General features: G+C 63.2%; 14 protein-coding genes. 9 read left to right on the forward strand and 5 right to left on the reverse strand.

Going from position 1 to position 14854, the window contains the following annotated elements; genetic code table 11:
- Positions 1-165 precede the first annotated feature (165 nt).
- Positions 166-369, forward strand: coding sequence for a hypothetical protein (locus K6M89_RS30860; protein ID WP_097581018.1), 204 nt, complete (start codon positions 166-168; stop codon positions 367-369).
- A gap of 116 nt (positions 370-485) precedes the next feature.
- Here the strand turns inward: K6M89_RS30860 and K6M89_RS00745 are convergent, their stop codons facing one another.
- Positions 486-1388, reverse strand: coding sequence for a GNAT family N-acetyltransferase (locus K6M89_RS00745; protein ID WP_222138061.1), 903 nt, complete (start codon positions 1386-1388; stop codon positions 486-488).
- A gap of 259 nt (positions 1389-1647) precedes the next feature.
- Here K6M89_RS00745 and argE point away from each other — a divergent pair, with 259 nt between their 5' ends.
- The 6 genes from argE to K6M89_RS00775 all read left to right on the forward strand — a co-directional run bounded on the left by argE (position 1648) and on the right by K6M89_RS00775 (position 8339).
- Positions 1648-2772: an acetylornithine deacetylase gene (gene argE / locus K6M89_RS00750; RefSeq protein ID WP_222138062.1), complete on the forward strand. Its 1125-nt coding sequence runs from the start codon at positions 1648-1650 to the stop codon at positions 2770-2772.
- Between the two features lie 23 nt (positions 2773-2795).
- Positions 2796-3719, forward strand: coding sequence for a 2-hydroxyacid dehydrogenase (locus tag K6M89_RS00755; RefSeq protein WP_222138063.1), 924 nt, complete (start codon positions 2796-2798; stop codon positions 3717-3719).
- A gap of 36 nt (positions 3720-3755) precedes the next feature.
- Positions 3756-4109 carry a cupin domain-containing protein gene (locus K6M89_RS00760; RefSeq protein WP_097581022.1) on the forward strand — a complete coding sequence of 118 codons (354 nt, stop codon included), beginning with the start codon at positions 3756-3758 and terminating at the stop codon, positions 4107-4109.
- Between the two features lie 204 nt (positions 4110-4313).
- A complete protein-coding gene (locus tag K6M89_RS00765) occupies positions 4314-5777 on the forward strand; it encodes an aldehyde dehydrogenase family protein (RefSeq protein ID WP_222138064.1) in 1464 nt (487 codons plus the stop codon).
- Between the two features lie 9 nt (positions 5778-5786).
- The gene (locus tag K6M89_RS00770; protein WP_222138065.1) at positions 5787-6830 is read left to right on the forward strand and encodes a tartrate dehydrogenase; all 1044 of its coding nucleotides are present in this window, start codon (positions 5787-5789) and stop codon (positions 6828-6830) included.
- A gap of 51 nt (positions 6831-6881) precedes the next feature.
- Complete coding sequence (locus K6M89_RS00775; RefSeq protein ID WP_222138066.1) at positions 6882-8339, forward strand: NAD-dependent succinate-semialdehyde dehydrogenase; 1458 nt, start codon at positions 6882-6884, stop codon at positions 8337-8339.
- Between the two features lie 94 nt (positions 8340-8433).
- Here the strand turns inward: K6M89_RS00775 and K6M89_RS00780 are convergent, their stop codons facing one another.
- From K6M89_RS00780 to K6M89_RS00795, 4 genes are all read right to left on the reverse strand, one after another.
- Positions 8434-9708 (reverse strand): NAD(P)/FAD-dependent oxidoreductase, encoded by a 1275-nt coding sequence (locus K6M89_RS00780; RefSeq protein WP_222138067.1) that lies wholly within the window; start codon positions 9706-9708, stop codon positions 8434-8436.
- Positions 9709-9721: 13 nt separating this feature from the next.
- Entirely contained in the window at positions 9722-10390 is a 669-nt protein-coding gene (locus tag K6M89_RS00785) for a haloacid dehalogenase type II (protein WP_222138068.1), read from the reverse strand.
- Positions 10391-10585: 195 nt separating this feature from the next.
- Entirely contained in the window at positions 10586-11254 is a 669-nt protein-coding gene (gene otnC / locus K6M89_RS00790) for a 3-oxo-tetronate 4-phosphate decarboxylase (protein WP_097581027.1), read from the reverse strand.
- Between the two features lie 16 nt (positions 11255-11270).
- Entirely contained in the window at positions 11271-12269 is a 999-nt protein-coding gene (locus tag K6M89_RS00795; RefSeq protein ID WP_222138069.1) for a LacI family DNA-binding transcriptional regulator, read from the reverse strand.
- Between the two features lie 243 nt (positions 12270-12512).
- Here K6M89_RS00795 and K6M89_RS00800 point away from each other — a divergent pair, with 243 nt between their 5' ends.
- Together K6M89_RS00800 and ltnD are read left to right on the forward strand one after the other, a co-directional pair.
- Entirely contained in the window at positions 12513-13829 is a 1317-nt protein-coding gene (locus K6M89_RS00800) for an MFS transporter (RefSeq protein WP_097581029.1), read from the forward strand.
- Between the two features lie 71 nt (positions 13830-13900).
- On the forward strand, positions 13901-14845 hold the full coding sequence (gene ltnD, locus K6M89_RS00805) for an L-threonate dehydrogenase (RefSeq protein ID WP_222138070.1): 945 nt from the start codon (positions 13901-13903) through the stop codon (positions 14843-14845).
- Positions 14846-14854 lie beyond the last annotated feature (9 nt).

A 14854-nucleotide genomic window follows, 5' to 3' on the forward strand; every position in this document is an offset into this window, starting at 1 on the left:
CCCCGCAAACAGGTTGTGCCCATCCATATCGTGCGGAATTGCCTCATTGGGTGAAGGACAATTTTGACTAATCCCAAAAGGATCTTCGTAGAAGAATAGTTTTGTAATATTATTCTCATCCTCTGAATATTTGTCGGGCGGACCGCTCTGGAAAGAGAGGGGGCGATGAGAGGAAACGAACAGGAAAGAAAGATCTGGTCACAGTGGTATGCTTGGCATCCCGTCTTGCCGCTCGACGACACCATCTACTGGCTCGAGACCGTATACCGGCGAGAATCTCCAGACGGTTTCTGGCAATATCGCTCATTCCGGCCCGAGTGCGAGCGCGCTCTGGCTCAGGCATCGCTTCCCCTCTGTCCCGGCGCTTAATGCATGTCGCCCGGAAGTTTGCAGCGATTCCGGGACAACGACATGCATAAAAACAAAGAGCTAAAGCGCGTTGCGTGAATCATATTTGATGCGACGCGCTTTAGAGCTCGTCCAGGTCAGCCGAGCGTGTGACTGACGAGCGCATAGGTCTTCGGCTCGTGCATCCCTCGGCGTCCCGGAACCGGGAGCCAAGGCTCGCCCCGCGACATGGTCGTCACGATATCATAAATGGGAAGACCGCAGCGGGAGAGGAAATCGGCAAATGTCCCACCTTTTTCGCGTGTGTCGAGGCGCAAAAATCCTCCAGCATGCTCCACCGCATGCGGATGGACGACGGCGATCGCATCGGCGTCATTGCTTGCCACGACCGGACCGATGACATGGCCGCGCCCGAACCTTCGGCAAAGCGAGAAGGCCTCGATCCGGCCGGCGCGGATTAGGACGACACCCTTGGAATTTGCAAGGAGCCGAGCCAGGAGCAGCGTGCGATCGGCGCCGAAGGCCAAAGAATCCAATGCCGCAATCGCCTCCAGGTCATCGGCTTCCACGGCCCGTATCGCGGCACCTGGCGGCAGTTCCACATCCGGTGGCAAGATCGCTTCGCCATGGCATTGGAAGACAGACGCCTCGCGAACAAAATTCAGCGACATATAAAGGCGCCGGGCCGCCCGCGTCGCGTTCAGCCCGAGATTGCGCCCGGCAACCTGATCGAGTGCGTGGCCCATCAGCCACTGCCCGGCGCCGTTGGCCTGCAGGCGCGGCGAGGTGATGACCATGCCGATCGTCGCGAATCGGCCGCCATAGGGAAACCACATCGCAGAGCCGAAGATACGGCCGATTTCATCGATCGCCGCAATGCCCTGGCCGAAGTCGCGCAAGAACTGCCAGTCTTCGCGGCGATGCGGCCAGGCGACCGACATTGAGAGCGCATGCAGCTTATCGATATCGACGCTGTCGATGTCGGCAATGCGCGTCTCGAAACTGTCGACAAACCTGGATTCGGATGTCAGTGCGCTCACTCCCGCCCTCCTGCCGCATTTCTGGCAAAGTTCCCCAGGGAAAGCTGCCCCACTTCGTTATCGAGATTAGGACGGATCGCGCGATACAATTCACTGGCGACGCCCGCGCAAACACAACAATCGACCAAATCCGATGCGCTTTCGGCAAATAAAGCCTGAGCCGGTCTTTACAGTCATTGGCCAGACCCCGACCGGCCGACGGCGCCGTTGACCGCAAGAGCCCGGTTGCACCCCGACATCCCGTGCCGTGAGGACGCCCATGCAGGCAATTGAAATTCTCGAAAGGCTGGTCGGCTTTCCCTCCGTCGTCGGCACGCCGAACGGCGAAATCGTCGCTTGGATCCGGCACTATCTGCAACGCCACGGCATCGTCGCCACCGAGCTTCCCGGCCCCGATGGTGACCGCTCGAACCTCTTCGCGACGATCGGGCCGGTCGAGGTGCCGGGCTATATCCTCTCCGGCCATATGGACGTGGTCCCCGCCGCCGAGGTCGGCTGGAGCAGCGACCCGTTCCGCCTGCGCGCCGAAGCGGACCGCCTCTACGGCCGCGGCGCCACCGACATGAAGGGCTTCCTGGCTGCCGTTCTTGCCGCCGTCCCGATGCTCGCGGCGACGCAGCTCCGCCGGCCCATCCATCTCGCCTTCTCCTACGATGAGGAGGCCGGCTGCCGCGGCGTCCCGCACATGATCGCACGCCTGCCGGACCTCTGTGCGCCCCCGCTCGGCGCGATCATCGGCGAGCCGAGCAACATGCGGGCAATCCGCGCCCACAAGGGCAAGGCCGCCGCCCGGCTGACGGTCAGGGGTCGGTCCGGCCATTCCTCCCGCCCGGATCAGGGACTGAACGCGATACATGCCATGAGCAGCGTCCTGGCTTGCGCCAATGCCGAAGCCGCCCGGCTGACACACGGCCCATTCGAAGATGTGTTCGAGCCACCCTATTCGTCTCTTCAGGTCGGCACGTTGAAGGGCGGCCAGGCGGTCAACATCATTCCCGACACCTGCGAGGCCGAGTTCGAGGCAAGAGCCATTGCCGGCGTCGATCCGGCCATATTGCTGGCGCCGCTGCGAGCGGCGGCCGAGGCGCTGCCGCATCGCGGCTTCGAGGTCGAATGGCGCGAACTCAGCGCCTATCCGGCACTGTCGCTTGCCGCCGATGCGCCGCTTGCGCGCCTGCTTGGCGAACTGACCGGCATCGAACCGCTTGCCGCCGTCAGCTACGGCACCGAGGCCGGCCTTTTCCAGCGCGCCGGCATCGATGCGATCATCTGCGGGCCGGGCGATATCGGCCGGGCCCACAAGCCAAACGAATTCATTCTCGCCGGCGAAATCCTGGCCTGCCAGGCAATGGTCGAAGCCCTCGCCCGCCGCTGCACCGCCTGACTTGAGATTAAGGAGCCGATGCAATGACCTTTCTCTTCAATTCCGACGCGAAGCGCGGCGCCATATTCGCCGAAGCCTTCGCGAGCGAACTGCCGGACATCGCCTTTTCCATGGATCCGGCATCGGTCGAACCGGAGGCTGTGCGCTACCTGATCACCTGGACCGTGCCCGACGATCTCGCGCGCTATAGCAATCTCGAAATCCTGTTCTCGATCGGCGCCGGCGTCGACCAGTTCCGCATCGATGCCGTGCCGGCGCGGGTCAAGGTGGTGCGCATGGTCGAGGACGGCATCGTCAGGATGATGCAGGAATATGCGACGCTCGCTGTCCTTGCACTCCATCGCGACCTGCCGGCCTATCTCGACCAGCAGCGACGCGGGCTCTGGCAGCCGATCGCACCGGTACAGGCCGCGGAACGCCGCATCGGCGTGCTCGGTCTCGGTATGCTTGGAGGCGCGGTGCTCGAACGTCTGCAGCCCTTCGGCTTCCCGCTTTCCGGCTGGAGCCGCAGTCCGCGCACGATCGGCGGCGTCCGGTGCCTGAGCGGCGGCGAAGGTCTCGACACCCTGCTTGCAACCACCGACATTCTCGTCTGCCTGCTGCCGCTGACGGAGGAGACCCGCGGCTTCCTGAATGCCGAGCTCTTCGCAAGGCTGCCGGCCGGCGCCGCGCTCGTCCATGTCGGCCGCGGCGCGCAGCTCGATCATCAGGCGCTCGTCGACGCGCTCGATGCCGGGCATCTCTCCGGCGCCGTCGTCGATGTCACCGATCCCGAGCCGCTGCCTGCGGACCACGCCTTCTGGCGCCATCCGCAAATCCTGCTGACGCCGCATATTGCCAGCGTCACCCAGCCCGAAACCGCCGCGGCGGCCGTGATCGACAATATCAAACGGCATCGGGCGGGCCTTGACCCGATCGGGCTGGTCGACCGCAGCCGGGGCTATTGAATCATCCCCCCAAACGTAAACCCCGAAAGGAAAGCCATGACCCTGCTCAAGACGATCGACACCAACCCATCCCAGGCGCCGCGCGAGTCTGGCCCCCTGCCCGAGCGCCTGATCTCGGGCAATCCCACCTTCAAGACCTGGGCGCAGGATGTCGCCCGCGCAGAGAGTGTTCATACCGGCGTGTGGGAGGCAACGCCCGGCGAAACGCGTTCGATCAAGGGCGAGACGTTCGAGTTCTGCCACATCCTTTCCGGCCTGGTCGAGCTGACGCCGGACGGCGGCGAGCCGGTGGTCTACAAGGCCGGCGACAGTTTTGTCATGAAGCCGGGTTTCGTCGGCGTCTGGAAGACGATCGAGACGGTGCGCAAGATTTACGTGACGGTGTCATGACGCCGATGCCGCGCGCCGCGCCCGCCTGCGGAGCAGGCGTTTCCCGACCGCAGACAGCCCGGCATGGGCGCCGGCCACCCGCCATAGATTTGACTGGCCGCGGCGGGCAAAACGCAATTTTCGGCCGCCGCAGCGCGATCGATCGATGCATGCTGCTCGCCTTCCCCGGCTAGGCTTGTCCTCGGTTCATTCCGAGGACGCGCAATGACACTCAGCTTCGATCCGAACACGATCTCCCTGCCCGTCGGACATTTCATCGGCGGCCGACTGGTTCCGGCCAAAGCAGTTATCGACATGCATCGGCCGTCCGACGGCAGGGCCTATGCGGGCTGCCCGCTTGCCGACGAGGCCCTTGTCGACCACGCCGTCGAGACGGCCGGAGCGACGTTGAAGACCAGTAATTGGGGTGGCGTACGGCCGCGGGAGCGCACCAGCGCGCTGCAGCGCTGGGCCGACCTGATCGAAGCCGAGGCGGAAACCCTCGCCAGGCTCGAAGCGCTCTCCTCGACCCGCCCGGTCGGCCAGCTCGTCGCCGGCGATATCGCCGTCACCGCCGAGCAGATCCGCTTCTTCGCCGAATTCGCCGACAAGGAAGGCGGCGATCTCGTCCCGACCGACGACGAAAATTTCGGCATGATCGTGACGGAACCCTATGGCGTCGTCGGCGCCATTACGCCGTGGAATTTTCCTTTGTCGATGGCAGGGTGGAAGCTTGCTCCGGCGCTGGCGGCGGGCAATGCGGTGGTTTTGAAGCCATCGGAGATGACGCCGTTTTCGACGCTCTACCTTGCCGAACTTTCGGTGCGGGCCGGCCTGCCCGCCGGCCTCGTCAACGTCGTCCTCGGCGACGGTCCGACCACCGGAACCGTCATCACCGGCCATCCGGGAATTTCCAAGGTCAGCTTCACCGGCTCGACCGCGGCCGGCGCGGCGATCATGGCCAATGTCGCCCGGACCGGCGTGAAGCCGATGACACTGGAACTCGGCGGCAAGAGCCCGCAGCTAGTCTTCGCCGACGCCGATCTCGAACTCGCCGCAGGCGCCATCGCCGGCAGCATTTTGTCCAATGCCGGCCAGGCCTGCGTTTGCGGATCCCGCCTCATCGTCGAGGCGAAGGTGGCCGATGCGCTTGTGACGGCACTGCTTAGCAGGCTGGCGGCAATCCGCCCCGGTCCCACCTGGGAAGAAACGACCGACTATTCGCCCGTCATCTCCGAACGCCAGATTGCCCGTATGGATGGCATCATCCGCGCCGCGATCGACGGCGGGGCCGAGTGCCTCACAGGCGGCCACCGCCTTGACCGCGACGGCTATTTCTACGCACCGACGCTGATTTCCGGCGTCACGGCAACATCACCTGCGGTTCTCGAGGAAATCTTCGGACCGGTGCTGACGATCCAGACCTTCGAGGATGAGGAGGAGGCGTTGAGCTTGGCCGATCATCCGGCCTATGGGCTCGCCGCCGGCCTCTTCACCCGCGATCTCTCACGCGCCATCCGCCTCACCCGCCGCCTGCAGGCGGGCACCGTCTGGGTCAACCGCTACGGCCGCTCGCGCGACCATATCCTGCCGACCGGCGGTTACAAGCAGTCGGGCATCGGCAAGGATCTCGGCCGCGAAGCCTATCACGCCAACCGCAAGAGCAAGAGCGTGCTCATCAGCCTTTAAGGAGCTGCGATGAAGACCTACAAGATCGCCCTTCTGCCTGGAGACGGCATCGGCCGCGACGTGACGGAAGCAGCCTGGACCGTGCTCGAAAAGACGGCCGGATCGAGCGGATTATCTCTTGAGGCAACCCGCCTCCCCTGGTCCTGCGACTACTATCTCGAAAATGGCAGCATGATGCCGGCCGACGGCATTGAGACGCTGCGGTCTTTCGATGCCATCCTGCTCGGCGCCGTCGGGTGGCCGCGAAAAGTGCCGGATTCCGTATCGCTGCATGGGCTGCTGCTGCCCATCCGCAAGGCCTTCGTGCAATATGCCAATATCCGCCCGCACCGACTGTTGCCGGGCGTACAGGGGCCGTTGCGGTCGGACGGTTTCGACATCCTCTGCATCCGTGAAAACACCGAGGGCGAATATTCAGGCGCCGGCGGCCGCGTCCATCAGGGCACAGACAACGAAGTGGCTGTCGAGACCGCGATCTTCACCCGCACAGGGGTCGAGCGCATCCTGCGTTTCGGCTTCGAGCAGGCGCGCCGGCGGCGCGGCAAGCTTGCCTCGGTGACGAAATCCAATGCGCAGAAACATTCGATGGTCTTCTGGGACGAGATCACCCACGGCCTCGCTGCGGAATATCCCGATGTCGAAGTGACCAGCTATCATATCGACGCCATGGCCGCCCGCATGGTCATGGCGCCCGAAAGCCTCGATGTCGTGGTCGCCTCCAACCTGTTCGGCGATATCCTGACCGACCTTGGCGCGGCGATCCAGGGCGGGCTCGGCTTTGCGGCATCCGCCAACATCAATCCCGATCGATCGGCGCCCTCCATGTTCGAACCCGTCCACGGTTCGGCGCCCGACATCGCTCATCTCGGGATCGCCAATCCGATCGCCGCCATATGGTCGGGCGCGATGATGCTGGAACATCTCGGCGAGACGGCCGCCGCCGAAAAGGTGATGGCCGCAATCGAGGCGACGACGGTGCGCGGCATCGGCGCAATTCCCGGCAAGGACAAAACCGACGCGATCACGGCATCAGTGCTTTCCGAACTCGGTTAGCGCGTCGCGCAAACTGGGCAGTAATTTAAAGCTTTGACGAAAGGGGAGAAAATGAACGGATTGAGAGACGGCAGCCTGCTTCGCCAGCAAGGTCTCATCGACGGCGAATGGTGCGGGGCCGCAGCCGGCCGCACGATCGAGGTGGCCGACCCGGCGACGCAACAGGTTCTGGGCACGGTGCCCGATATGGATGGAGCCGATACGCGGGCCGCAATCGCGGCGGCGGAAAAAGCCTTTGGCCCATGGCGGGCAAAGACCCATGCCGAGCGCGCCGCCTTGCTGGAAGCCTGGCATGATCTGATGCTCGACAATATCGAGGACCTGGCGCTGATCCTCACCAGGGAACAGGGCAAGCCGCTTGCCGAAGCGCGCGGCGAAATCCGTTACGGCGCCTCGTTCGTCAAATGGTTTTCCGAGGAGGCGCGCCGCATCGGCGGCACAACCATTCCCTCACCGACAGCAGATCGGCGCATCGTCGTCCTCAAGGAGCCCGTTGGGGTATCGGCGATCATCACGCCGTGGAATTTTCCCAATGCGATGATCACCCGCAAGGTGGGACCGGCGCTCGCGGCAGGCTGCACTGTTGTCATCAAGCCATCGGATTTGACTCCATTTTCGGCGTTGGCGCTGGGCGTCCTGGCGGAGCGCGCCGGCATCCCCAAAGGCGTGATCAATATCGTCACCGGCATGCCGGCCGGCATCGGCGACGAACTGATGGCCAACCAGACCGTCCGCAAGATTTCTTTCACCGGCTCGACCCGCGTCGGTTCGCTGCTGATGCGCGGCGCGGCCGACAGCGTCAAGCGGCTCAGCCTCGAACTCGGCGGCAATGCGCCCTTCATCGTTTTTGACGATGCCGATCTCGATCTTGCCGTGGAAGGCGCAATCGCCTCGAAATTCCGCAATGGCGGCCAGACCTGCGTCTGCGCCAACCGCCTTCTCGTCCAGTCCGGCGTTTACGAGGCCTTTGCCGCCAAACTTGGCGCGCGGGTCGCGGCCATGAAGGTCGGGGCCGGTACGGATGCCGGTACGGATATCGGGCCGATGATCAACAAGGCCGCGATCGAGAAGATAAAGCGTCACGTCGACGACGCGGTCGAAAAGGGAGCAAAAATCCTCGCCACGGCGGGTTCGATGCCGGCCGGCGATCAATATGCGGCGCCGATGGTGCTTGGCAGTGCGACGACCGACATGCAGCTCGCCAGCGAAGAGACATTCGGGCCGGTTGCGCCGCTCTTTCGCTTCGACACAGAGGAAGAGGCGATCCGCATCGCCAATGCCACCCCCTTCGGCCTTGCCGCCTACTTCTACACCGAGAGCCTGAAGCGCTCCTGGCGTGTCGGCGAAGCGCTCGAATTCGGTATGATCGGCCTCAACACCGGCGCCATTTCCACCGAGGTCGCCCCGTTCGGCGGCGTCAAGCAATCCGGCCTCGGTCGCGAGGGCGCGCAATGCGGCATCGAGGAATATCTGGAAATGAAGAGCTTCCACATCGGCGGGCTTTCCTGACCCGCGCAAAAACAAAGGGCGCCGGAAATTCATCCCGGCGCCCTTGCTACATCTATCCTCTGGAAGGATTGAACCGCTCTCGCGTGCGCGCCGCTTACTTGAAGCGATCAAGCGTCTTGTAATAAAGCCCGACCATCGGCAGGAACCATGGCTTGCCGAAATGACCGGGAACGGCGGGCCATTCAAGCCCTTTTACCGGATTGCGGTCCGCCTTGCCCATCATGGCATCGGCCATGATCATGCCGAGATGGGTGGAAAGCTGGGCGCCGTGGCCGGAATAGCCCATGGCGTACCAAACGCCGTCGACATAGCCCGCACGCGGATAACGGTCCTTGGTCATATCGACGAGACCGCCCCAGCAATAATCGACTTCGACGCCGGCAAGCTGCGGGAATATCTCGGCGAGACTGGCACGCAGAATATCGCCGCTCTTTGCGTCCGATTGTTGATCCGACGTGGCGGAAAAGCGGGCGCGACCGCCGAAGATCAGCCGCTTGTCCGGCGACAGCCGGAAATAGTTGCCGATGTTCATCGACGTGACGCAGGTCCGGTTTCCCGGCATCGTCGCGGCGATTTCGGCATCGCTCAGCGGACGGGTGGCGATCAGGAAGCTGCCGACGGAAATGATCCGGCGGCGGAAATAGCTAAAGAGCGACGGCGTGTAGGCGCCGGTCGCAACTAGCACGTGATCGGCGGTAACGGTGCCCCGCGCGGTCTGAAGGCTGTGGCGGCCGTTACCCTGCCTGTGGGCGGCCACCGCAGCCTGTTCGAAGATGGTCGCGCCGTGGCGGACGGCCGCGGTTGCAAGCCCGGCGACATAGCGGCCCATATGCATCATCGCGCTCTTCTTCGAGAGCATGGCGCCGTGGAAAGGCGACCCGACCTCGCTCTTCAGCTCGTTTGCCGTCAGAAGCGCCGTATCCGGATCGACTTCTCTGTGCACAGCTTCGAAATTGCGCGCAATCGCCTCGAAGTGCTGCGGCTTGGAGGCAAGCTTCAGCTTCCCGGCACGACGGAAATCGCAGTCGATCCCCTCTTCGGTGATGATCGTCTCGATCGTATCGATGGAATCGTCGAACGTGCGGTAGAGCGCAACGGCCCGCTCCGGGCCCAGCGCGGCCTTGGCGGACAGGAAGCTATGCGCAAGTCCGTTGTTGAGATGGCCGCCATTGCGTCCCGATGCTCCCCAGCCGACGCGTTCGGCCTCCAGCACGACGACCTTGACACCGGCTTTCGCAAGCTGGCGCGCCGCGGCAAGCCCGGTGAAGCCGGCACCGATGATGGCGACGTCGTAATGTCCCTCGACAGGACCTTGGGCCGCATCGGCAAAAGCGCGGGCCGTGTCGTGCCAGTAGGATTGGAACTGCATCCGTTTGTCTCCGTCAGAGGCCGACGACGCCAGGCAGGCCCGAGATGTGAGGGATTTCGACATAGCCGTAATAAGGATTGGCCGGCTCGTGGCCGCGATTGACCCAGACCTTATTCTTGATGCCGAGATCATGCGCCGACATCAGATCGTAGCGGAAGGAAGACGAGCAGTGCAGCACGTCCTGCGGCCCGCAGCCGAGCATGTCGAACATATATTCGAAGGCTTGGAAGCGCGGCTTATAGGCATTTGCCTGCTGAGCCGTATAGACCGCGTGGAAGGGGGCGCCGAGCTTTTCGACATTCGACATGATCTGAGCGTCCATGGCGTTGGACAGGATGACCAGCGGAATTTCCCGCGCAACCCTGGCAAGGCCCTCGGGTACGTCGCGATGCGGACCCCAGGTCGGTACACGCGCGTAAATCATTTCCGCGGCTTCGTCGCGAAAGGTCACGCCGTTGCGCTTGCATGTCCGCTCGAGCGAATTGTGCACGACTTCCGCATAGGGCTTCCAGGCGCCCATGATCTCGTCGAGACGATAAGCGGCGAAATTCTTGATGAACTCCGCCATGCGCGGCTCGTTGAGCTGGTCGCCGTAAAGGTCGCGGGCTGCTTCCGCCATCTGAAAATTGGTCAGCGTGCCGTAGCAATCGAAGGTGATGTATTTCGGACGGAATGTGGTCATCTGCATATCCTCGAACGATCGGAACTAGGGGAAACCTGTTCACCATCATAGGCACCGCTTTGCTCATGGCTTGCCTGAATTGGCGGCATCGGAAGCAGAATCTATCGTATCGGAAGCGGGGTTTGGCAGAAGGTTGCGCGCTGCCGCAAACGGATCATGCCGTCACGCTCGATGGTCCACGAAACGAGGACGGGTTCAATCGTGATCGTGGTGATGATGCGAGGGAAGATCGAGGCCGAAGGTCTTGACGAGATCGGCCACCTGCTCCGGGCTGAGGAAGCGAGGATTGAGGTTGCGCAGCAGCAGATAGAGCTTCGCCGTTTCCTCCAGTTCCTCGGTTGCGAAAACCGCCGCCCCCAGACTGTCACCGGCGACGACGGGTCCATGATTGGCCAGAAGCACCGACGAATATTTGCCGGCCAGCCCGCGGATCGCATCGGCCACCGCCGGATCGCCGGGGCGATAATAGGGCACCAGCGCCGTTTCGCCGGCGCGCATGAGATAATATGGCGTCATCGGCGGCAAGGCGGCGCGCGGATCGATCTCAGGCAGCATCGTCAGCGCCACCGCATGGGTGGAATGAAGATGGACGATGGCGCGGGCGCTGCCGCGTGTGTCGTAGAGGGCGGTGTGCAGCGGGATTTCCTTGGTCGGTTTGTCGCCGGACAGGAGCCGGCCTTCGGCATCGAGCCTTGAAATACGCGCCGGATCGAGAAAACCGAGGGAGGCGTTGGTCGGCGTGACCAGCCAGCCGCCGTCCTCCAGCCGCAACGATATATTGCCCGACGAGCCGGGCGTCAGCCCGCGCTCGAACAGCGAGCGGCCGTATCGGCAGATTTCTTCACGCTGGCGCGCGTCGGACATGACACTTCCTCCAATATCAGGCAGTTGCCCCCTCGATCAGTTCAAAGCCGAGATCGACGGCCTGGGGCGGCGCGTTGGCGACGATCAGCTGCGCGGCTATCTCACCCGTCGCCACGCGCGGCGTCCGGATGGTCGACAAGGGTTGCGGTATCGCCCGGCCGATATCGAGGCCGTTATAGCCGAAAATGGCGAGCTGCGACGGGATCGCGATCCCCTGGGCGAGACAATGAAAATAACCGCCCAACGCCATGTCGTCATTGGAAAAATAGACGGCATCGAGATCGGTCGCCCGTGCAAGCAGTCGCTCCAGGCCCAACCTGCCGTTCTCCACCGAGGAAGGGCCGCCAAGAATTTCGTGGGCGACCAGGGGCGTGCCGTTGGCGTCGAGCGTTTCGCAAAAGCTGGAAAAGCGCTTCCCGGCGCGGGTATCACGGTTCAGGTCGTGACCGACATAACCGATCCTTCGGTAGCCGCGCCTGAGCAGGAAGGCAGCGCTCTCCCGCCCGGCCGCGCGGTTCGAGAAGCCGACCGCGATGTCGAGCGCATCCCCGTCCAGATCGAGCAGTTCCACGACCCGGCAGCCGCTGGCGCGCAGCATCTTCGCCGTGCCTTCGGTATGTTCGTATCCTGCCAGCATCACCGCCGCCGGCCGCCAGGCGAGCATCGCGGCGGCGAGCGCTTCCTCCTTGCCCGGATCATAGTCGGCGACCGAAAAAACCGCCTGATATCGGTTTTGCTCCAGAACGGCGCTGGCGCCGCGCAGCACATCGGGAAAGACGATGTTGGACAGCGAAGGGATGACGAAAGCGACGAGGCGCGAACCGGTGGAGGCCAGCGTTCCGGCGATCCGGTTCGGCACATAGCCCAGCCGCTCGACGGCGGCCATCACCCGCTCCCGGGTCTTGCCTGAAAACGAGCCATGATTGCGCAGCACGCGCGACACCGTGCTCTCGCCGACGCCGGCCGCTTCTGCGACCTCTGCAAGGGTGACCGTCGCTTGGTGTTTGAATTCCATAGTCAATTTTGAACCCGACATGAGGCAGCTTCCGGCGCGAAGCGGTCAGACAACACCGTCGCTAGGCGGGCTTCATTTTTCACTACTTCAGGCAAGAAGCAAGATTTTTTTGGCAGCGCTGCCAAATTGCGGTTGGCAGCGCTGCCAAAATGAGTTAACCAGAATGGCAGCGCTGCCAAAAAAGGCTCAGCGTACCGCGGGAGGACCTGTCGGAGACCGCGGCAACGATCGGAGGAGAGAATCATGACGCTGCATACAGAGGCGCCAATCGCTGGCGCATATCCCGCAGAGGCGACGGAAGACCGGGCCTATGGCAAGGTATTCTGGCGCATCGTGCCGTTTTTGATGTTGTGTTACGTCGTCGCTTATCTCGACCGCGTCAATGTCGGCTTCGCCAAGCTGCAGATGTCGAGCGAGCTCGGCCTCTCGGAAGCTGCCTATGGCATCGGCGCCGGTATTTTCTTCATCGGCTATTTTCTGTTTGAAGTGCCGAGCAATATTATCATGAACAAGGTCGGCGCGCGGGTCTGGATCGCCCGCATCATGATCACCTGGGGCGTCATCTCCGCCGCCTTCATGTTCACCTCTTCGGAAACCGTCTTCTATGTCCTGCGTTTCCTGCTGGGCGTGGCCGAGGCAGGATTTTTCCCCGGCATCATTTTATATCTGACATCCTGGTATCCGGCGCATCGCCGCGCCAAGATCATCACCACCTTCATGTCCGCAATCCCGGTATCCGCCATTTTCGGCAATCCGCTTTCCGGCCTTCTGATGGACGGCTTTCACGGAACGCACGGGCTTTCCGGCTGGCAATGGATGTTCCTGATCGAAGCCGTTCCGGCCATTCTTTTCGGCATCGCGACGTTCTTTTATCTTGATGATAGGATCGCTGACGCGACGTGGCTGGACGATGAGGAAAAGCGGGTGCTGACGGCCAATATTGAAGCGGAGAATCAAGCCAAGACAGCAAGCCCGCACAGCATCTCGGGCACGCTGACCGACCGTCGCGTCTGGCTGATGTGCCTGATTTATTTCTGCTTCGTGCTCGGGCAATATGGCCTGAATTTCTGGATGCCGACCATCGTGAAGGCGTCGGGCGTCAGCGGAAATCTCAACATCGGCCTCATCTCCGCCATTCCCTATATCTGCACATTCGTCGCCATGTTGGCGCTCGGGCGTTCTGCCGACAGGCTGCGCGAACGCCGGTGGCACCTCGTCGTTCCGGCTCTCATCGCCGCCGGCGGCTTCGTTGCCGCAACGATCGCGACGAGCACGACGGTGTCGATCATCTGCCTCTCGCTGGCCGCTGCGGGCGCCATCAGCTGCGCACCGCTCTTCTGGTCGCTTCCGACCGCTTTCCTCGCGGGCACGGGCGCTGCGGCCGGCATCGCCTGGATCAATTCGGTCGGCAATCTCGCCGGGTTCCTCGGACCGTTTCTAGTCGGCTATCTGAAGGACTTCACCGGTACCAACAGCGCCGGCATGTATCTGCTGGCGGCCGCACTGGTCATCGGCTCGCTGGCCGTGTTGACGGTCCCGGCGAAAACCGTCAATCGCTAAACCACAGCCCCTCCGGGACGGATTCCGGGGGGGGGCACGGATCTTTCCTCACGAGACTGGAGAACCTCCTCATGACACCGCTTGCTGAAAACCCGGGCCTTGCCGTCGTCGTGGCCGTTATCGGTCTTGGGTCCATGGGGCTGGGAATGGCCCGGTCGATGAAGCGCGCAGGTCTCGACGTCGTTGGATATGACATAACCCCGGCAGCGGTGGACCGTTTCGTCGCCGAAGGCGGGCGAGGCGCGGCGACCCCAGCCGACGCCGCCAAGGACGCCGACATCGTCGTCTCCGTGGTGGTCAACGGCGCACAGACCGAGACCGTGCTGTTCGGACCGCAGGGCGCTGCGGATACAATGAAGCCTGGCGCCGTCTTCATCTCGTCGGCAACCATGGATCCAGCCATCGCGCGCGATCTCGCGGGGCGGACGGAGGCCCTCGGCCTGCACTATCTCGACGCGCCGATTTCAGGTGGCGCGGCCAAGGCCGCGCTTGGCGAGCTGACGATCATGGCTTCCGGCTCCGGCCGAGCTTTCGATACGGCGCGCCCCGCCCTCGACGCCATGGCCGGCAAGGTCTACGAGCTCGGCGATGCCGCCGGAACGGGCGCTGCGTTCAAGATGATCAACCAGCTTCTCGCCGGCGTGCACATCGCAGCCGCATGCGAGGCGATAAGCTTTGCCGCCAAGCAGGGCCTCGACCTTGACAAGGTCTATGAAGTCATCACCGCCTCGGCCGGCAATTCCTGGATGTTCGAGAATCGTATCCCGCACGTGCTGGCCGGAGACTATACGCCGCTCAGCAGCATCGAGATTTTCGTCAAGGATCTCGGCATCGTCCAGGATATGGCCCGTTCAGAGCGTTATCCGGCACCGCTTGCGGCAGCGGCCCTGCAGATGTACCTGGCGGCCGCCGGAGCCGGCATGGGCCGTGACGACGATTCCTCGCTCGCACGCCTCTACGCGCAGCTTTCCGGCGCGCAATTGCCCGGCCCGGCCAAAGAACCGCAGAGCCGCTAAGGAACATCG

Source organism: Rhizobium croatiense (assembly GCF_019793465.1).
GTDB classification, from domain to species: Bacteria; Pseudomonadota; Alphaproteobacteria; order Rhizobiales; family Rhizobiaceae; genus Rhizobium; species Rhizobium croatiense.